Origin of the sequence: Providencia sp. PROV156, from assembly GCF_028480905.1 — a bacterium.
In the GTDB taxonomy this organism is placed as follows: domain Bacteria; phylum Pseudomonadota; class Gammaproteobacteria; order Enterobacterales; family Enterobacteriaceae; genus Providencia; species Providencia hangzhouensis.
The window spans coordinates 1-18921 of record NZ_JAMPPE010000003.1 but is presented as its reverse complement, the minus strand read 5'-3'; the positions used below and the strand labels follow the sequence as shown (position 1 = coordinate 18921).

The window sequence follows — 18921 nt, the reverse complement described above, 5'->3', positions numbered from 1 at the left end:
GGATGATAACAAATTGCGCGTCTTTCAATAATTCAGACTCTGTATTTTCAAAATAGTTTCATTTATTTTAGAAAATATTTTTTATTTTCGAGGAGGTCACGAAATGCCATTATTAGATAGCTTTACTGTCGATCATACTCGCATGTCAGCACCTGCTGTACGTGTGGCAAAAACCATGAAAACACCAAGCGGTGATACTATCACAGTTTTTGATTTGCGTTTTACTGTACCAAATGAAGAAGCCATGACAGAAAAAGGGACGCATACTTTAGAGCACCTTTTTGCAGGCTTTATGCGTGATCACCTCAACGGAAATGGTGTTGAAATTATTGATATTTCACCAATGGGGTGCCGTACTGGTTTTTATATGAGCCTTATTGGCCAGCCAGATGAACTGCGTGTTGCTAATGCATGGAAAGCGGCAATGGAAGATGTTTTGCAAGTGAAAGACCAAAACAAGATCCCTGAATTGAATGTCTATCAGTGCGGTACATACAAAATGCACTCACTGGAAGAAGCCCAGCAAATTGCACGTAATGTTCTTGCATCAGAAATTGGTATCAATAAAAATGATGAATTAGCATTACCTGCAGAGAAACTTGAACAGCTACACGTTTAGTTTTTATCAAATATTCTCTATAAAAAGAGCCAATTAAGGCTCTTTTTATTTTATATGAGAATTAAATTGCAAGTTTATGGCCAAATTAAAGATCAGGGACTTGAGAACTAAATGTAAGAGGTGTGATCCTAACCTGTTTAACGATATTTTCACTCATCGCTAATACCTCGATAAGGTAATGCCCCACCACGATTTGCTCTTCAAGCTGTGGAATATCACCAATGACCTCTAAAACCATGCCATTAACCGTCCTAGGGCCATCTATGGGGAGATTCCAATCAAAAGCCTTATTCAGCTCACGAATATTAGCAGAACCGTCTACAAGAACGCTTCCATCACTTTGTGGCAAGACTTCTTCGGCTAAAGATGGTGACATCGAGGTTGTGAAGTCACCCACTATCTCTTCTAATATATCTTCGACAGTGATAAGGCCTTGAATTTCACCGTATTCATCAACAATGATCCCAAGTTTTTCTTTATTGTGCTGGAAGTTAACTAACTGAACATTTAATGGTGTACTGTTAGGAATAAAATAAATGTTATCTGCAGCTTTAATTAGGTTTTGCTTATTAAACTCACGTTTTTCCATCATAAGACGGTATGCTTCGCGGACGCGTAAAATGCCAATAGAGTCATCAAGTGAGTCGCGATAAAGCACAATACGGCCATGAGGGGAGTGCGTGAGCTGCCGAATGATTGATTTCCAGTCATCATTGACATCAATACCAACAATCTCATTCCTTGGCAGCATAATATCGCCAACAGTGACTTTGTCTAAGTCTAAAATTGAAATCAACATGTCTTGATTTCGGCGGCTAATTTTATGCTTTGATTCGTTAACAATGGTGCGTAGCTCTTCCTTATTAACCGCATCAGTTCGTGCGGTTAGTGACTTCACCCCAATGCAGCGTAACAGTAGCGCTGAAATAGTATTAAATGCCCAAACAATAGGCATCATGACTACTTGTAATGGTTTTAAGAGGTAACTACTTGGAAATGCGATTTTTTCAGGGTACAGCGCTGCCAGTGTTTTTGGCATGACTTCGGCAAAAATGAGGATCACAAAAGTCAGGATCCCTGTAGCCATAGCTACACCCGCGTTACCATATAGCCGCATACCGATAATAGTCGCTAATGCGGAAGCGACTATGTTGATTAAGTTATTACCAATAAGGACTAGACTTAACAGCTTGTCAGGGTGTTTAAGAAGTTTTTCAACGCGGATCGCTGAGCGATTACCTTGTTTTGCTAAATGTTTTAACCGATAACGGTTTAGCGTCATCATCCCTGTTTCTGATGCAGAGAAATAGGCTGACATAAAAATTAAAACAATCAATATGATGATTAGCGTACTCGTGGACACATCATCCAAAACAAGTTTCCTTATATTGTGAAAGTCGTGGCTTTATTTGCGTCAAAATACCATAAACTCCTGTATTAAACGGTTACCAAAAAAAGCCATTGTTAAGATGATTGAGCCACCAACATGGAAAAATAGGACGCGCTTACCTCGCCATCCTCCATGGAAATGTCCCCAAAGTAGAGTGATATAAACAAACCATGCAATGACGGATAATACCGATTTATGGATATTTTCTTTATCAAAAATATTATCCATATAAATAAAGCCAGTACACAAGGTCAGAGTCAGCAAAATGACCCCAACTTGAGTGATGTGGAACATTTTACGTTCAATTACCATCATGGGTGGCATATCTGGACTAAATTTTAAGGTTTTGTTCTTTAGCTGATGGTCAATTAAAGCCACTTGTAATGCATATAAAGCCGCAATAAGGAGTGTCGCATAGCTCAACAACGCTAGACCAATATGAACAAAAAGTGGTACTCGAGCTTCAAGATGCGTAATAAACTCACCAGGCATTAGCGTTGACAGCATCAAGTTAATAATGGCAAAACTATAGACTATAGGCGTTAAGTACCAAGCTTTTCCCCAGTAAGCGACAACAGTCATAATCACACACATGAGTAAGCTCACTGTTGAGCCTAAATTCAACAGAGTGAGGTTTTGTCCCTCGGCTTCACTGAAAATCAAAAATTTCAATGTAATAGCGTGAGTTACTAACGCAACAACGGCAAGAAAAAGCGCGAGGTGGCGGTAGAACGGCTGTTTACGCACTTGGCCAGGGATGATCAGTAACAGACTGACCATGTATGTACAAACTGCTATGACTGCAAATACGGGCATAGTATAGTGTCGTTAATCATTTTTAGTGGAAAGTTATTCATAGTATAACTTGTACGAGTGTAGGCTCCAACTATTGGACAGGCCAATCACAATATATTCATTGCTGATAGCACTTCATGCGCCTACTGCTTGGTTTGTATTATTAAATTCATGCCATAATAACCTGTATCATCTGTTTCAAACAGGGGGCAGCGAAAAAACTGCGGGCATGTTACAATGGGGCATTATTTTGCCGCGATTATTTTTAGTGTTGGTTTCCCTTCATCATTGTGAAGGTATTGATGCTTATAATTCAAGTTGTTAGGTAACACGCACTTGAAATTATCTGTATTAGCAACCAGATCAGGCTGACATCGGCCCATCAACAGAATTGAGCTAAGACATATGTTTGATAATTTAACTGACAGACTATCGCGCACGTTGCGCAATATCAGTGGGCGTGGGCGTCTAACTGATGAAAATATTAAAGAAACACTACGCGAAGTTCGCATGGCTTTGCTGGAAGCTGACGTTGCTTTGCCAGTTGTCCGTGAATTCATTCAAAAAGTTAAAGAAAATGCCGTTGGGCAAGATGTCAATAAAAGTCTAACACCTGGCCAAGAGTTCATTAAAATAGTTCAAAATGAACTGACTAGGGCGATGGGGGACGAAAACCACCAACTTAATTTATCCGCACAACCTCCTGCTGTCGTTTTAATGGCAGGTTTGCAAGGTGCCGGTAAAACGACCAGCGTTGCAAAATTAGGTAAGCTCTTAAAAGAAAAGCAAAAGAAAAAAGTATTAGTTGTCTCTGCTGACGTTTATCGCCCTGCAGCGATTAAACAATTAGAGACATTAGCTGAAAGTGTTGGAATTGACTTTTTCCCTTCAGAAGTACAAGAAAAACCCGCTGCAATTGTTCAAAAAGCATTAAAACACGCACAATTACAATTCTACGATGTGCTGTTGGTGGATACCGCAGGTCGCTTGCATGTTGATGAAGCGATGATGGAAGAAATCCAAGAAGTTCACCGTATTATTAAGCCAGTTGAGACCTTATTCGTCGTCGATGCGATGACAGGGCAAGATGCGGCAAATACAGCGAAAGCATTTAATGAAGCCTTACCACTGACAGGGGTTGTGTTGACCAAGGTCGATGGTGATGCACGAGGCGGTGCGGCACTTTCAATTCGTGCGATCACGGGGAAACCTATTAAGTTCTTAGGTGTTGGTGAAAAAACTGATGCCTTAGAACCATTCCACCCAGAGCGCGTCGCGTCTCGTATCCTTGGTATGGGTGATGTGATTTCTCTGATTGAAGAGATTGAGCATAAAGTTGACCGTGATGAAGCTGAAAAGCTTGCTAAAAAACTTAAAACGGGAGATAGCTTTGATTTAAATGACTTTTTAAGTCAATTGAAGCAAATGCGTAATATGGGCGGCATGGCGAGCATGATGAGCAAAATGCCAGGAATGTCTCAGTTACCCGATGCCGTTAAGTCCCAAATGGATGATAAAATCACCGTTCGTATGGAAGCGATGATTAATTCCATGACACGTAAAGAACGTGAAAAACCGGAAATTATTAAAGGTTCACGAAAACGTCGTATTGCGGCAGGTTCGGGAACTACCGTGCAAGAAGTTAATCGCCTCTTAAAACAATTTGATGACATGCAACGCATGATGAAGAAAATGAAAAAAGGCGGTCTAGCCAAGATGATGCGCGGCATGAAGGGTATGATGCCACCGGGTTTTCCGGGGCGTTAAGCAATAAAGCCTCAAACAAAACGCACTTTTGATTGATTTTTGCGTCAAAGTGAGTAAACTTTTCGGGCTTTTTATATGACAGCCGGACTCTATCCCTCGATGGAGTCTGGTTGTTTTGTTAACTAATGAGGATGTTATGGTAACAATTCGTTTATCTCGTGGCGGCGCTAAAAAACGTCCGTTCTACCAAATCGTTGTGACTGATAGCCGCAATGCGCGTGACGGTCGTTTCATTGAGCGTATCGGTTTCTTCAACCCGATCGCTGCAGGTCAAGCAGAAGAACTGCGTTTAGACCTGGACCGTGTTGAGCACTGGGTTGGCTTAGGCGCAACTATTTCTGACCGTGTTGCACAACTGGTCAAACAAGCTAAGAAAGCAGCTTAATCTGTCGCGGTGGTAACAATGAGCAAGCAAACTAAACTACAGCCACCTGAAAACCCAATTGTATTGGGGAAATTAGGTGCGGCATACGGTATTCGTGGTTGGCTCAAAGTTTTTTCGTCCACCGAACATGCTGAAAGTATTTTTGAGTATCAGCCTTGGTTTATCCAACGTTCAGGTCAATGGCAACACATTGAAATTGAAGATTGGAAACATCATAACAAGGATATCATTGTCAAGCTGAACGGGGTCGATGACCGCGATGCAGCCGCGCTTTTGACTAACTTTGAAATTGCGGTTGATTCAACCCAACTTCCTGAGTTAGAAAACGAATACTACTGGAAAGACCTGATGGGCTGCCAAGTAGTGACGTTACAAGGCTATGACCTTGGTACCATCACTGACATGATGGAGACCGGTTCAAATGATGTGCTGGTCATTAAGGCGAATTTAAAAGATGCATTTGGCATCAAGGAGCGGTTGGTTCCGTTTCTTGATGGGCAGGTTATCAAGAAAGTCGATCTCGATGCCAAACTTATTGAAGTGGATTGGGATCCTGGTTTTTAAATCTCCGGTTGAACGGTTTTGATAAGTGGGACGAAATTATGTGGATTGGTGTAATTAGCCTGTTTCCCGAAATGTTCCGCGCAATAACCGAGTACGGGGTAACTGGTCGGGCAGTGAAAAATGGCCTGCTAACATTTGAGTGCTGGAATCCGCGAGATTTTACTCACGATAAGCACAAAACTGTTGATGATCGCCCCTATGGTGGTGGTCCAGGCATGCTGATGATGGTGCAACCGCTTAAGGATGCAATCAACGCAGCAAGAACTGAGGCTGGTGAGGGTGCAAAGGTTATTTATCTTTCACCGCAAGGGCGCAAACTTAGTCAAGACGGTGTTTGCGAGCTGGCAACCAATGAGAAATTGATTCTTGTTTGTGGCCGCTATGAAGGCATTGATGAGCGTATCATTCAAACCGAAGTTGACGAAGAATGGTCAATCGGTGATTACGTTCTCAGTGGCGGGGAACTTCCCGCGATGGTGTTGATTGACTCAGTTTCACGGTTTATACCGGGAGTACTTGGTCATCAAGCCTCTGCTCAAGAAGACTCTTTTGCAGATGGTTTGTTAGATTGTCCGCACTATACCCGCCCTGAAGTGTTAGATGGCATGCAAGTTCCTGATGTTTTACTTTCAGGAAACCACGCTAAAATAGATAGCTGGCGTATGAAACAATCACTCGGCCGTACCTGGCTTAGAAGACCTGAGCTTCTGGAAAGCCTAGCTCTGACTGACGAGCAGAGGATGTTGCTGGCTGAATTCCAAAGGGAATATCAGTCTGAGCAACAAATGAATCCAGACAATTAATTGTCTAAACATATCAGTTTACCTAGGGTAAGAGAGTTATTATGAGCAACATTATTAAACAAATCGAAGAAGAGCAGATGAAGCAGGACGTACCTTCATTCCGTCAGGGTGACACCGTGGAAGTTAAGGTATGGGTCGTAGAAGGCTCTAAAAAACGTCTGCAGGCATTCGAGGGCGTGGTTATCGCTATTCGTAACCGCGGTCTGCACTCTGCATTCACTGTTCGTAAAATTTCTAACGGCGAAGGTGTTGAGCGTGTATTCCAAACTCACTCTCCAGTCGTAGATAGCATTGCTGTTAAACGTCGTGGTGCTGTTCGCAGATCTAAACTGTACTACCTGCGTGAGCGTTCTGGTAAGGCAGCTCGTATTAAAGAGCGTCTGAACGCCAAGTAATACGCTTTCGCTACATCCGAAAGTTATGTCATGAGAGAGGCCCGCATTTGCGGGCCTTTTTATATTCGTCACTATCTTCTTCATATTTCAAGTTGTAGCCGTGTTGGCTGCGTTCAGCCACACAGGTCACATACTTGTGTATGCTCCCTGCGATGTCCTCACTTTGCCGCCTTGCTATAACTCGAACTATTTAGAATATAGCTGATAACTTATGCTTATCTGTAAATAAATACTTACAGATTGCTTGTTTTTCTTTGGTCTATTAAAATAATTTAATGTTAAATTAATGTAAAATTGTAGTTTATTCAATTTATTATAGTGATGTAAACAATTCAATACGGAAGTGGAAATATTTTACATAAATGGATTGAATTGTTTACGATGCATGGTATGTTATTACTCATACACCCAAACACAATACGTAAATAATAAACTAAGCAAATATAAGCTAATAAGTAGGTAAAAAAATGATCATGCAAAAAGATGTACTCAACAACGTGAATATTCAAGACGAGCAGGTATTAATCACTCCTGAGAGTCTGAAAGAGAAATATCCGCTGAGTCGCAGCAACCTGCATGCCATTGCGACATCGCGCCAAGTGATTGCTGACATTATTCATCAACGCGACCCTCGCTTACTCGTGGTATGTGGTCCTTGCTCAATCCATGATGTGGATGCCGCTATTGAATATGGTGAGCGCCTGAAAGTATTAGCCGAAGAATTAAGTGATAGCTTATATATTGTGATGCGTGTGTATTTTGAAAAACCTCGTACAACCGTAGGTTGGAAAGGTTTGATTAGTGATCCATTTATGGATGGTTCTTTTGAAATGGAAAAAGGCCTACATATTGCTCGTGATTTGTTGACCAATTTAGTGAATATGGGGCTGCCATTAGCGACAGAAGCATTGGATCCTAACAATCCTCAATACTTAGGGGATTTATTCAGTTGGTCAGCCATTGGTGCAAGAACGACTGAGTCACAGACCCACCGTGAAATGGCATCTGGTTTATCTATGCCTGTTGGTTTCAAAAATGGAACCGATGGGAGTTTATCTACAGCGATTAATGCGTTAAAAGCAGCAGCGATGCCACACCGTTTTATGGGAATTAACCAATCTGGCCAAGTTTGTTTATTACATACCAAAGGTAATAGTAACGGACATGTCATTTTACGTGGTGGGAAAACGCCTAACTACAATGCTGAAGACATTGCGGCTTGTGAAGCGGAAATGAAAAAAGCAGGTTTAGAGCCGTCCCTTATGGTGGATTGTAGCCATGGAAACTCGAATAAAGATTACCGCCGTCAACCATTAGTTGTTGATTCTATTATTGAACAAATTATTAATGGTAATGAATCAATTACAGGTATTATGCTAGAAAGTCATATTAATGAAGGGAATCAAACATCTGAACAAGCCCGTGACACAATGAAATACGGTGTGTCAGTGACAGATGCCTGCATTAACTGGCAAACGACGGAAACGGTATTGCGTAAATTACATCAAGCATTGTTGCCTGTGCTTGAACAACGTGCGCAAAAATTGAGTAAAGTGAGCTGATCAAGGTATTGGTATGTCTGTTGAGTTATCCCATTTACGGGAACAAATTGATGAAGTTGATAAATCGTTACTAGATTTATTAGCAAAAAGGCTGCAACTGGTTGCTGAAGTCGGTGAAGTGAAAAGCTTACATGGTTTACCGATTTATGTGCCTGAACGAGAAACAAGCATGCTGACAGCACGTCGCGCCGAAGCTGAGCGTATGGGGATCCCACCTGATCTGATAGAGGATATTCTAAGGCGGATCATGCGCGAATCTTACGCACGTGAAAATGATAAAGGGTTTAAAACACTGAACCCATCAGCTGGCCCAATTGTGATTGTAGGTGGTGATGGGAAAATGGGGCGGTTATTTCACCGTCTCCTTAATTTATCAGGCTATCAGGTTAAGACATTAAACGAAGATGACTGGGCACAAGCAGAATCTATAGTTGCTGGTGCGAGCGTCGTGATGGTTAGTGTACCAATACATTTGACAGTACAAGTCATCAACCAGCTGCCTAAACTGGATAAAAGCACGGTCTTGATGGATATCGCATCGATTAAGCAACAGCCATTAGAAGCGATGTTAGCGGCCCATGATGGGCCAGTACTTGGGCTTCACCCGATGTTTGGTCCTGATATTGGTAGTGTTGCAAAGCAAGTATTTGCTTACTGTAATGGCCGTGGCTCGGAGTCTTATCAGTGGTTTCTTGAACAGTTATTAGTTTGGGGGGCACGTTTGAAAGAAATCTCAGCCGAAGAGCATGATAAAAACATGAGCTTTATTCAGGCATTACGCCACTTTACAACATTTACTTACGGGCGAAATCTTGCTGAGGAAAATATCGATTTACAGCAATTACTTGATTTGTCATCGCCTATTTATCGTTTAGAGCTCGCGATGGTTGGGCGGCTATTTGCTCAAGACCCTCAACTCTATGCAGACATTATTATGTCTTCAAATGAAAATGTTGAATTGATACGCAGATATCATCAATTGTTAGGTGATTCAATAGCGCTACTGGAGAAAAAAGATAAAGCGGAATTTATTCGCCAATTTAATCAAATTAGCCAGTGGTTCGGTGAAGATGCCCATCATTTTATGAAGGAAAGCCAATCATTACTGCAACGAGCAAACGATAATCGAAAATAATCATCCCGCCTTCTATCGTGTTTTATAGCGGTAGAGGGCTTTATTTTCTTGTTAATTTTTTGTTATCTTCTATATTCTTCTATTTCAGTTAATCTCACCAAGAATGTTTATTTAAAATAGGTAATTGTACTTATCTGTATAATTTCTATCGAATAATCTGCTAATCAGATAAAAACTGAATTTATTCACTATCTAATTTCAAATTAATCAATTTTTAAAATTAATATTTATAAATCGATCGATTTATATGATAAAGATTTCACCTGTTTTACCGATAACACTACTCATTAAATGATGGTTAGCGTGGTAAATATATGTCTTTTAAAAATCTCAAAATTAGTATGAAGTTAACGGTAGCATTTGGTGGTTTTGTTGCGCTTATTATCCTAAGTTCACTTTTTTCTTTAGCCAATATGAACCGAGCTAATGATGGCATGAAACAAGTCCTGTATGAAAGTTATCCTATTGCCTCTACCGCAGGGCAAATGATGGATAACTTTTATTCTTTTATAGGGATCCAAGAGCTAATTTTACTTGATGATCGTGGTAGTGATAGACGCAGAGAAGAGTTGGCTAAAATTACATTAAAAATTAATGGATTGATGGAAAGCTTAGAAAATAACGTTACAGATGATCGCTCTAAAGAAGTCTTGGCTGATTTGCGTGTTATTCGCCAACAGTTTCATTCATCAATTACTCGCATCAATACCTTTTTATCAGAGAATAATCGCCAAGCTGCTATTGACGAAATGATGACTAAAACGTCTAGTATTCAACGTGATTATCGTGATCAAATTCAAACTTTAATGGCTATCCAAGATTTGGAAATGCAAGAGGTTGGCCGTAAAGTGAATGCGGATTATGAAAACAATAAACTATTACTAGCGGTGTTATCAATCTTGAGTATTGGCGCGGGCTGCGTAATGGGCTGGTATATTACGAACATTATCACAAGGCCATTGGAAAATGCGGTTAATTTCGCGCAGTCAATTGCAAATGGGGATCTGACTAAAGATATTCAGGTCACCTCAAAAGATGAAACGGGTGTATTGTTAAATGCACTTAATGATATGAAAGAGCACTTGCTGGAAATCGTTCAAGAGGTTCAACAAGGTTCTGAAAGTATTTCGGCAGCAGCAGGGCAAATTGTCGCGGGGAACCAAAACCTGGCGGCGCGTACCGAAGAACAGGCTGCATCAGTTGAAGAAACGGCCAGTTCAATGGAACAAATAACTTCAACCGTTCAAAACACGACTGAGCACACTCATGAAGCTAGCATGCTTGCAGACCAAGCGGCAATTATTGTACAAAACAATGGCGACATGATGAGTCAAGTAACGAATAAAATGCGTGCAATCAATGGATCATCATCACAGATGACAGAAATTATTAATCTAATAGACTCAATTGCATTTCAAACCAATATCTTAGCATTGAATGCATCCGTTGAAGCGGCAAGAGCCGGTGAACATGGGCGAGGCTTTGCCGTTGTTGCCGGAGAAGTGAGATTATTAGCACAAAAAAGTGCGGCTTCAGCGAGTGATATTCGTGGGTTGATTGAAAACTCATCGTCACAAACGCAAGAGGGTATGGAACTTGTTGAAAAAGCGACTCAGCAAATACATGGCATGGTTGATAGTGTAAAAGAGATGAATGCGTTACTACGTGAAATTGGGCAGGCTAGTCGTGAGCAAAGCGATGGAATTTCTCAAATCAATAGTGCAGTAGGGCAACTTGATTTAACCACACAACAAAATGCGAGTTTAGTTGAGGAATCTGTTGTCGCAGCGGACTCATTGAATGAACAGGCGTACCATTTGAAGGAACTAGTCAATTATTTCAGAGTCAAATCTTCGAATTATCAACCTGAAGTGAGAGCATAGTTTCAGTTTAGTAGGCTGCACTGAAAAAATGCAGCCTAATTATATTTTAATTAAGGCGTAATTTTTTCAGGTTCAATAGGAACCACATTTTCGGATGGGTAGCAGCCTAATATTTTAATTGACCTAGTAATTGTTGAAAGCTCTCTTAAAGCTTGTTGCATATTATCTGAACGTAAATTGGCATGCACATCAACATAAAACATCTCTTCCCATGGTTTTCCATTTATTGGGCGTGATTCTAACTTGCTCATGATTATCTTATTATTTTTCAAAATAACTAATGCATCAACTAAGGCACCAGCTTGTTGGCCAGTGGTCAGAAGCAGTGTTGTTTTAGCCGGTACTTGTTCAGTGACTTCAATTGGTTGTGGTGCAACAACAATAAAGCGTGTCATGTTAATTTGCTGATTAGCGAGATTATGCTCTATTACGCTTAAATCGTATAAGGCGCCACCGGCTTCACTTCCAAGTGCCGCGACACTCGGTGAGTTTTGGTCTGCGACCATTTGCATTGCAGTTGATGTGCTATCACAATATTTTATTTCCCAGTGTGGGAATTGCGCTAAGTATTGGCTGCATTGTTGGAAAGGCTGAGGGTGGCTATACACGGTTTTGATCTGGCTGAGATCGGTATTTCCTGTTGTTAAGAGGCAATGGTTAATTGGGAGCCGAATCTCTCCGACGATTGATAATGATGTATTTTGCAGTAAATCGTAAACATCGTTAATTGCGCCCGAACTGGTGTTTTCTATTGGTAAAATGCCATATTCCGCTTGCCCATTTTCAACTAATGAAAAAATATCTTGGAATTTATGGCAACTGCATTCAACTAGTTGGTCAAAATGACGGGCTGAGTACTGGCGTGCCGCAATGTGTGAATAAGAACCTTTCGGCCCTAAAAATGCGAAACGCGCGGTATCACTAGGGGTTAAATTTAAATGCTTTTGTAAAATAGCCTGTTGCGTAAGAACAGAGTCCTCAATAATCATCTGGAATAGGCGAGTGATATAAAAGCCATCAAGCCCTAGCGGTTTGCCTTTGTTGATTAAAACATCAAGAAGCTGACGCTCACGGTCTTTATCACGAATAGGGCGGCTATCATCAATTTTTGTTTCAGCGACTTCAACAGCATAACCACGGCGCTTTGCTAAAAGATTTAGTAATTCACTATCCAGTTGACTTATTTTCTCTCTTACTTTTAATAAATTAGTGCTGTTTTCCATGCTGCCCACCCTGTTAATATCATGATATAAAAAAAGCCCCCTAGAGGGGGCTTTCTAATTTTGTCTTCTTTTCTTTCTCGAACGACAAAAGCCCCCAATTAGGAGTTGCTAAAGAAGAAAAAGAAAACAAAATTAAGATTCATATGAACACCTTTAGTCCGATTCAATTTAAATAAACCCGATACTCACTAAGAAGTCAATAGGTAAGGATCATAAACATAAAAAAACGCGCCCATGGTGAGCGCGTTTATAAGGTTCAAGATTAGTTGATAGATAATATAAAATTATAACGTAACAGTATTATTCGCTTCTTTTACACTATTATATGCTCTTCTTGATTCTCCTTTATGTTGCACTTTATTAAGTTGTCTTTCGAGTTTGTTAATTAGTTCATTAATTGCAACGTACATATCTTCATGCTTGGCACTTGCGACCAATTTTCCTGTCGCTGTTTTTATGTTGGCATCAACCATAAAACCTTGTGGCTCTTTTGATAATACGACATGCGTATTTATTAGAGATACTTGCCACTTATCGAGTTTTGTTAGACGGCTCTCAATGTGCTCACGAATCGCTGGGGTAATATCCATTTGTTTGCTAGTAATGTTCACTATCATATAGTTACCTCTCATTGTTTCCGTCTTTGTTGATTTCAGAATACCCGTTCTTGCTAAGAAAAAATTGATGTAGATCACATCTCATTCAGGGGAAGAGTAACAGCTATCTGAAGTGTGATTTCACATAAAAAAGGGGCGAAAAAGCATTGCCAAAATGAATGGATTAAGGGACACTGATTGAGTTGGCTAGGGGAACGGTAAATAGCCGGAACTTTTTTTGGGTTAAAATTAGTACCCTAAATGAGCAAGCAACTAAATCGCCGCTAGCAAAGAAAAACAGCAGCCATGGCTGCTGTTTTAGATCGCACGATGATATTATTGTGGGTTTGCAGCAATAATACTCGCAACTTTATTCGCTTCTTGGTTTAGCCCCATCTCATTATAAGCAATTTCCATGTATGCTAAGGCATTACGTGTTGCTTCTGTGTCTGGGTAGTCTTTTAGCATTTGTTGAACACGATTAACAACCGCGACATAAGCACCGCGTTTGTTGTAGTATTCGACAACAGAAAGGTCGAATTTCGCTAAGCGATCTTTTAAGAAGACTAATCGCTTACTCGCATCATTGGAGTATAAGCTGTTAGGATAGTAGCGAACTAACTGACTGAAATCTTTGAATGCAACTCGTGCATGCTGTGGGTCTCTGTCTGAGCGGTCAATACCAAAGAGGCCTTGCAATAAGCTATCATCCAGAGCCATCGCGGTTAAGCCTCGCATATAGAGGACATAATCAATATTTGGATGAGTTGGGTTCAAACGCATGAAACGGTCAATTGCGGCTATCGCCATTGGCAGCTCTGCTGATTTATAATATGCATAAATCAGGTCTAATTGAACCTGCTGAGCATATGGACCAAATGGATAACGGTTATCAAGAGCTTCAAATTGTTTAATCGCTGCTTTAAAATTGCCGTCCTGTAATTTTTGCTGACCCGTTGCATATATTTCAGCAGGGGTGCTATCAGGGCTGACTTCAGGAGTGCTGGAACAGCCGACTAAAATCAGGCTCAACGTGGCTGCAGCCACCAGATTTTTCATACGTATCATCACGTGTAGGTTATCCTCTGAGTGTTTCGAGGGAGTCTATCCATAAGGCTCCCGGCAAAATTCGAGTTACAATAGCATATATTTTAAATGAAACGGCACTGCCGTCAAAATACAAACACCAAAAAGTAGATTAATTTATGGCTCAACAAGTACAACTTAGTGCAACTATCGCTGAATCACAGCTTGGTCAACGTTTAGATCAGGCTTTGGCCGAATTGTTCCCTGATTATTCACGTTCTCGCATAAAAGAATGGATTTTAGCTGATAGAGTGCAGGTTAATGGCAAAGTTATCAATAAGCCAAAAGAAAAAGTTTTTGGCAGCGAACAAATTTTAATCGATGCCCTCATTGAAGAAGATAATCGCTGGGAACCACAAGATATCCCACTTAATGTGATTTATGAAGATGAAGATATCCTAATTATTAATAAACCGCGTGATTTAGTTGTCCACCCTGGAGCAGGAAACCCAGACGGTACAATTCTTAATGCGTTGTTATATCGTTATCCTGAAATTGCTGATGTGCCGAGAGCAGGTATTGTTCATCGTTTAGATAAAGACACGACAGGCTTAATGGTTGTCGCAAAAACAGTTCCAGCTCAAACACACCTTGTCGAAGCATTGCAACGTAGAGAAATTACGCGTGAATATGAAGCGGTTGCGGTCGGCCGTATGACAGCGGGTGGCATGGTAGAAGAACCTATCTCTCGTCATCCAACTAAACGAACCCATATGGCTGTGCACCCAATGGGCAAACCCGCTGTAACGCATTATCGTGTGATGGAACACTTTAGAGCCCATACTCGTTTACGTTTACGTCTGGAGACGGGCAGAACTCACCAAATTCGTGTTCATATGGCTCATATCAATCATCCATTAATTGGTGATCCCTTATACGGTGGCCGCCCGCGCCCACTAAAAGGGGCGACCGAAGAATTTTTAGAGGTCATGCGTAATTTTGATAGGCAAGCACTGCATGCCACCATGTTACGCTTATATCACCCAATCTCAGGTATTCAAATGGAGTGGCATGCACCGTTACCTGATGATATGGTTAAGCTTATAGAAGCTCTAAAAGCAGACACTGAACTGCATAAAGACGATATGGACTGGTAATGAATACATTGATTTTCCCTGATTGGCCGCAACCTAAAAACATAGCTAGCTGTAGTACAACTCGAGTGGGTGGTGTGAGCCTGCCACCTTTTGATAGCTTGAATTTAGGTGATCATGTTGGGGATATACCCAATGCCGTCAGTGAAAATCGTCAACGCCTTGAGGCGCTTGCTCAGCTACCACAACAACCAGTTTGGCTTGAGCAAGTTCATGGAACGGATGTGCTTCAGCTTGTTGGTGATAAAATTCATAATAGGCAAGCGGACGCCGTGTACAGTAATCAGGTTGGCCAAGTTTGTGCCATTATGACTGCGGATTGCTTGCCTGTGTTATTGACTAATCAAGCAGGAACGGAAGTGGCAGCAGCCCACGCAGGGTGGCGCGGGCTATGTCATGGGGTTCTTGAAAATACAATCAATCAATTTATTAGCCCTGCAAATGAAATTATCGCTTGGCTTGGCCCCGCTATTGGTGCTGAGAAATTTGAAGTCGGTAAGGAAGTCAAAGAGGCTTTTGTTAATCAATCATCTGATTTAGCCTCTGCTTTTGTTCCTTATAATGATAAATATCTCGCTGACATTTATTTATTAGCACGTAAAAAACTACGGGCTGCTGGCGTAACGAAGGTCTATGGTGGTGATTTTTGTACAGTAACAGATGAAAACAGATTTTTTTCCTATCGAAGGGAAGGAAAAACCGGCAGGATGGCTTCATTGATATGGATAAATACCTAGTGTTGGGGTTTTGTTCTAAATTAACGGATATATCAAAAATAATTCCTTGCAAAACTTGAATATTTAAAAACTGACCTCATCTAGTATCCAGTAGCAAATTTAATCTCATTTATTGGAGGTGTTATGCGTCTGGACCGTTTAACTAATAAATTCCAGCAAGCTCTCGCTGACGCCCAATCACTAGCCCTTGGGCGCGAAAACCAGTTTATTGAACCTATTCATCTATTAAGTGCCCTGTTTAATCAAGAGGGTGGCACAGTTCGTCCATTGCTGACGACGTTAGGCGTGAATGCCGTACAATTCCAGCAAAAAGTCGAAGATGCATTAGGGCGTTTACCTCAAGTGCAAGGTGTTGCGGGAGATGTTCAACCATCAAGTGACTTAATGCGTCATTTGAATTTATGTGATCAGTTGGCACAAAAGCACGGAGATGAATTTATCTCCTCAGAATTATTTCTTGTCGCCGCTTTAGAAGCCAATACGACATTAGCAGACATGCTCAAAGCAGCAGGTGTTAATAAAGATAATTTAAAAAAGGCAATAGAACAGATGCGTGGTGGAGAAAAAGTGAATGACCAAAGCGCTGAAGACCAGCGCCAAGCCTTGAAAAAATATACGGTTGATTTAACTGAACGTGCAGAGCAAGGCAAATTAGACCCAGTAATTGGTCGAGATGAAGAAATACGTCGGACCATTCAAGTACTGCAACGTCGTACTAAAAATAACCCTGTGCTGATTGGTGAACCAGGTGTAGGTAAAACAGCAATTGTTGAAGGGTTAGCACAACGTATTGTTAATGGTGAAATTCCAGAAGGGTTAAAAAACAAACGTGTATTATCCCTTGATATGGGGGCGCTGATTGCGGGTGCGAAATATCGTGGTGAGTTTGAAGAGCGTCTGAAAGCTGTTCTAAATGATCTTGCCAAACAGGAAGGTAACGTCATTCTGTTTATTGATGAATTACACACCATGGTTGGTGCAGGTAAAGCAGATGGTGCGATGGATGCGGGTAACATGTTAAAACCTGCGTTGGCTCGCGGTGAATTACACTGTGTTGGCGCTACCACATTGGATGAGTATCGCCAATACATTGAGAAAGACCCTGCATTAGAGCGTCGTTTCCAAAAAGTGTATGTGGCTGAGCCATCCGTTGAAGACACAATTGCTATTTTACGTGGTTTAAAAGAACGTTATGAACTGCATCACCACGTGCAAATAACTGACCCTGCGATTGTGGCAGCGGCAACGTTATCGCATCGCTATATTACTGACCGTATGTTACCCGATAAAGCGATTGATTTAATTGATGAAGCGGGTGCAAGTTTACGTATGCAAATGGATTCGAAACCTGAATCCTTAGATAGGCTGGAACGCCGTATTATTCAGCTTAAACTTGAACAACAAGCGCTGAAAAAAGAATCGGATGACGCAAGTAAAAAACGTCTTGAGATGTTAGAAGAAGAGCTCGCAGAGAAAGAACGTGAGTACTCTGCGTTAGAAGAAGAATGGAAAGCTGAAAAAGCATCATTAACAGGTACTCAGCATATTAAAGCTGAACTTGAAAATACACGTATCGAGATGGAAAAAGCACGCCGTATGGGTGATTTGGCAAAAATGTCCGAATTGCAATACGGTAAAATTCCAGAATTAGAGAAACAGCTTGAAGCGGCAACCAAAGCTGAAGGCAAAAGCATGAAACTGTTACGTAACAAAGTAACAGATGTCGAAATTGCTGAAATCTTAGCTCGTTGGACTGGCATCCCTGTATCTCGAATGCTAGAAAGTGAAAGAGAAAAGCTGTTACGTATGGAACAGCAACTCCATCAGCGTGTTATTGGACAAGATGAAGCGGTAGTTGCAGTATCGAATGCAATTCGTCGTAGTCGTGCAGGGTTATCAGACCCGAACCGCCCAATTGGCTCGTTTATGTTCTTAGGGCCAACAGGGGTAGGTAAAACTGAATTGTGTAAAGCGTTAGCAAATTTCATGTTTGATAGCGATGATGCAATGGTTCGTATCGATATGTCTGAATTTATGGAAAAACATGCGGTATCACGTTTAGTGGGCGCACCTCCAGGGTATGTCGGTTACGAAGAAGGTGGGTATTTAACTGAAGCGGTTAGACGGCGTCCATATTCAGTCATTTTATTGGATGAAGTTGAGAAAGCACACCCTGATGTTTTCAACATTTTATTACAAGTGCTTGATGATGGGCGTTTAACGGATGGACAAGGTAGAACAGTGGACTTCCGTAATACGGTGATTATCATGACATCTAACTTGGGTTCTGACCTAATCCAAGAAAGATTTGGCATGATTGGTTACTCAGAAATGAAAGATATGGTGATGGAAGTGGTATCCCATAGTTTCAGACCTGAATTTATTAACCGTATAGATGAAGTTGTTGTATTCCATCCATTAGGTAAAGAGCAAATTACGAATATTGCCAATATTCAATTGGCTCGTTTATATAAACGTCTTGAAGAGCACGGTTATGAAGTCAGTGCGACACCTGCTGCACTGGAGAAAATTGGTGAGGCTGGTTTTGACCCAATCTTCGGAGCAAGGCCATTGAAACGCGCAATTCAGCAGGAAATTGAGAACCCTCTGGCACAAGAAATCTTGTCAGGTAAGTTATTACCAGGTAAACCTGTCGTTTTAGATGTAGAAAATGACGAAATCGTTGCTAAACAGTAATTGATATTATTGTAAAATCAAAAGGTGGCTATTGTTAGCCACCTTTTTTATATCAAATTAGGTATAAAATCACTTTTTTTGCTTGATAATTGGGCGTAAAGTATAAAATATCACCACTTGAAATTTTTTTTCAAAAAAACACTTGCCAGATTTTTCTGACTCCCTATAATGCGCCACCACTGACCGGAAA

17 protein-coding genes and 1 other annotated feature are annotated in these 18921 nt (G+C 41.0%); of the genes, 12 read left to right on the top strand and 5 right to left on the bottom strand.

Translation table 11 applies throughout. The features are described from left to right. Positions 1–103: 103 nt before the first annotated feature. A complete protein-coding gene (gene luxS / locus PSF31_RS02435; RefSeq protein ID WP_004914042.1) occupies positions 104–619 on the top strand; it encodes an S-ribosylhomocysteine lyase in 516 nt (171 codons plus the stop codon). Positions 620–704: 85 nt separating this feature from the next. Here luxS and PSF31_RS02430 read toward each other — a convergent pair whose 3' ends face one another. Both PSF31_RS02430 and PSF31_RS02425 read right to left on the bottom strand, forming a co-directional pair. Continuing rightward, a complete protein-coding gene (locus tag PSF31_RS02430; protein ID WP_036958918.1) occupies positions 705–1991 on the bottom strand; it encodes a CNNM domain-containing protein in 1287 nt (428 codons plus the stop codon). 42 nt (positions 1992–2033) lie between these two features. Further along, positions 2034–2825 carry a cytochrome C assembly family protein gene (locus PSF31_RS02425; protein ID WP_096864777.1) on the bottom strand — a complete coding sequence of 264 codons (792 nt, stop codon included), beginning with the start codon at positions 2823–2825 and terminating at the stop codon, positions 2034–2036. A 384-nt stretch (positions 2826–3209) separates the two neighbouring features. On the opposite strand from PSF31_RS02425, the gene ffh reads away from it, so the two are divergent. The 8 genes from ffh to PSF31_RS02385 all read left to right on the top strand — a co-directional run bounded on the left by ffh (position 3210) and on the right by PSF31_RS02385 (position 11298). Continuing rightward, positions 3210–4571, top strand: coding sequence for a signal recognition particle protein (gene ffh, locus PSF31_RS02420; protein ID WP_096864778.1), 1362 nt, complete (start codon positions 3210–3212; stop codon positions 4569–4571). 136 nt (positions 4572–4707) lie between these two features. Further along, entirely contained in the window at positions 4708–4956 is a 249-nt protein-coding gene (gene rpsP, locus PSF31_RS02415) for a 30S ribosomal protein S16 (RefSeq protein ID WP_004264823.1), read from the top strand. Between the two features lie 18 nt (positions 4957–4974). Continuing rightward, positions 4975–5520: a ribosome maturation factor RimM gene (gene rimM / locus PSF31_RS02410; RefSeq protein WP_004264824.1), complete on the top strand. Its 546-nt coding sequence runs from the start codon at positions 4975–4977 to the stop codon at positions 5518–5520. Between the two features lie 38 nt (positions 5521–5558). Further along, entirely contained in the window at positions 5559–6323 is a 765-nt protein-coding gene (gene trmD / locus PSF31_RS02405; protein WP_036958921.1) for a tRNA (guanosine(37)-N1)-methyltransferase TrmD, read from the top strand. Between the two features lie 41 nt (positions 6324–6364). Then, complete coding sequence (rplS, locus tag PSF31_RS02400; RefSeq protein WP_096864779.1) at positions 6365–6718, top strand: 50S ribosomal protein L19; 354 nt, start codon at positions 6365–6367, stop codon at positions 6716–6718. A 467-nt stretch (positions 6719–7185) separates the two neighbouring features. Then, complete coding sequence (locus PSF31_RS02395) at positions 7186–8280, top strand: 3-deoxy-7-phosphoheptulonate synthase (protein WP_004264828.1); 1095 nt, start codon at positions 7186–7188, stop codon at positions 8278–8280. Between the two features lie 13 nt (positions 8281–8293). Continuing rightward, positions 8294–9415, top strand: a complete 1122-nt coding sequence (gene tyrA / locus PSF31_RS02390) for a bifunctional chorismate mutase/prephenate dehydrogenase (protein ID WP_096864780.1) — start codon at positions 8294–8296, stop codon at positions 9413–9415. A 314-nt stretch (positions 9416–9729) separates the two neighbouring features. Continuing rightward, the gene (locus PSF31_RS02385; protein ID WP_096864781.1) at positions 9730–11298 is read left to right on the top strand and encodes a methyl-accepting chemotaxis protein; all 1569 of its coding nucleotides are present in this window, start codon (positions 9730–9732) and stop codon (positions 11296–11298) included. A 50-nt stretch (positions 11299–11348) separates the two neighbouring features. Here PSF31_RS02385 and pheA read toward each other — a convergent pair whose 3' ends face one another. The 3 genes from pheA to bamD form a co-directional block, all read right to left on the bottom strand. After that, positions 11349–12521, bottom strand: coding sequence for a bifunctional chorismate mutase/prephenate dehydratase (gene pheA / locus PSF31_RS02380; RefSeq protein ID WP_096864782.1), 1173 nt, complete (start codon positions 12519–12521; stop codon positions 11349–11351). 26 nt (positions 12522–12547) lie between these two features. Further along, positions 12548–12665 (bottom strand) — a sequence feature (Phe leader region). Positions 12666–12805: 140 nt separating this feature from the next. Beyond that, positions 12806–13138, bottom strand: coding sequence for a ribosome-associated translation inhibitor RaiA (raiA, locus tag PSF31_RS02375; RefSeq protein ID WP_036958924.1), 333 nt, complete (start codon positions 13136–13138; stop codon positions 12806–12808). Between the two features lie 315 nt (positions 13139–13453). Next, positions 13454–14185 (bottom strand): outer membrane protein assembly factor BamD, encoded by a 732-nt coding sequence (gene bamD, locus PSF31_RS02370; RefSeq protein WP_004264835.1) that lies wholly within the window; start codon positions 14183–14185, stop codon positions 13454–13456. Between the two features lie 137 nt (positions 14186–14322). Between bamD and rluD the strand changes: the two genes are divergently transcribed. From rluD to clpB, 3 genes are all read left to right on the top strand, one after another. Next, a complete protein-coding gene (gene rluD / locus PSF31_RS02365; protein ID WP_004264836.1) occupies positions 14323–15300 on the top strand; it encodes a 23S rRNA pseudouridine(1911/1915/1917) synthase RluD in 978 nt (325 codons plus the stop codon). Further along, the gene (yfiH, locus tag PSF31_RS02360; RefSeq protein ID WP_004264837.1) at positions 15300–16034 is read left to right on the top strand and encodes a purine nucleoside phosphorylase YfiH; all 735 of its coding nucleotides are present in this window, start codon (positions 15300–15302) and stop codon (positions 16032–16034) included. The genes rluD and yfiH overlap by 1 nt, the downstream gene beginning before the upstream one ends. Positions 16035–16157: 123 nt before the next feature. Next, a complete protein-coding gene (gene clpB / locus PSF31_RS02355; protein ID WP_094962020.1) occupies positions 16158–18731 on the top strand; it encodes an ATP-dependent chaperone ClpB in 2574 nt (857 codons plus the stop codon). The last annotated feature ends 190 nt before the right edge of the window (positions 18732–18921 follow it).

Coding starts and splice junctions, on each gene's coding strand:
- PSF31_RS02425 (WP_096864777.1), bottom strand. CDS start 2,825: ATGCCCGTATTTGCAGTCATAGCAGTTTGTACATACATGGTCAGTCTG.
- ffh (WP_096864778.1), top strand. CDS start 3,210: ATGTTTGATAATTTAACTGACAGACTATCGCGCACGTTGCGCAATATC.
- rimM (WP_004264824.1), top strand. CDS start 4,975: ATGAGCAAGCAAACTAAACTACAGCCACCTGAAAACCCAATTGTATTG.
- luxS (WP_004914042.1), top strand. CDS start 104: ATGCCATTATTAGATAGCTTTACTGTCGATCATACTCGCATGTCAGCA.
- rluD (WP_004264836.1), top strand. CDS start 14,323: ATGGCTCAACAAGTACAACTTAGTGCAACTATCGCTGAATCACAGCTT.
- rpsP (WP_004264823.1), top strand. CDS start 4,708: ATGGTAACAATTCGTTTATCTCGTGGCGGCGCTAAAAAACGTCCGTTC.
- PSF31_RS02395 (WP_004264828.1), top strand. CDS start 7,186: ATGATCATGCAAAAAGATGTACTCAACAACGTGAATATTCAAGACGAG.
- raiA (WP_036958924.1), bottom strand. CDS start 13,138: ATGATAGTGAACATTACTAGCAAACAAATGGATATTACCCCAGCGATT.
- trmD (WP_036958921.1), top strand. CDS start 5,559: ATGTGGATTGGTGTAATTAGCCTGTTTCCCGAAATGTTCCGCGCAATA.
- rplS (WP_096864779.1), top strand. CDS start 6,365: ATGAGCAACATTATTAAACAAATCGAAGAAGAGCAGATGAAGCAGGAC.
- PSF31_RS02385 (WP_096864781.1), top strand. CDS start 9,730: ATGTCTTTTAAAAATCTCAAAATTAGTATGAAGTTAACGGTAGCATTT.
- clpB (WP_094962020.1), top strand. CDS start 16,158: ATGCGTCTGGACCGTTTAACTAATAAATTCCAGCAAGCTCTCGCTGAC.
- pheA (WP_096864782.1), bottom strand. CDS start 12,521: ATGGAAAACAGCACTAATTTATTAAAAGTAAGAGAGAAAATAAGTCAA.
- yfiH (WP_004264837.1), top strand. CDS start 15,300: ATGAATACATTGATTTTCCCTGATTGGCCGCAACCTAAAAACATAGCT.
- tyrA (WP_096864780.1), top strand. CDS start 8,294: ATGTCTGTTGAGTTATCCCATTTACGGGAACAAATTGATGAAGTTGAT.
- bamD (WP_004264835.1), bottom strand. CDS start 14,185: ATGATACGTATGAAAAATCTGGTGGCTGCAGCCACGTTGAGCCTGATT.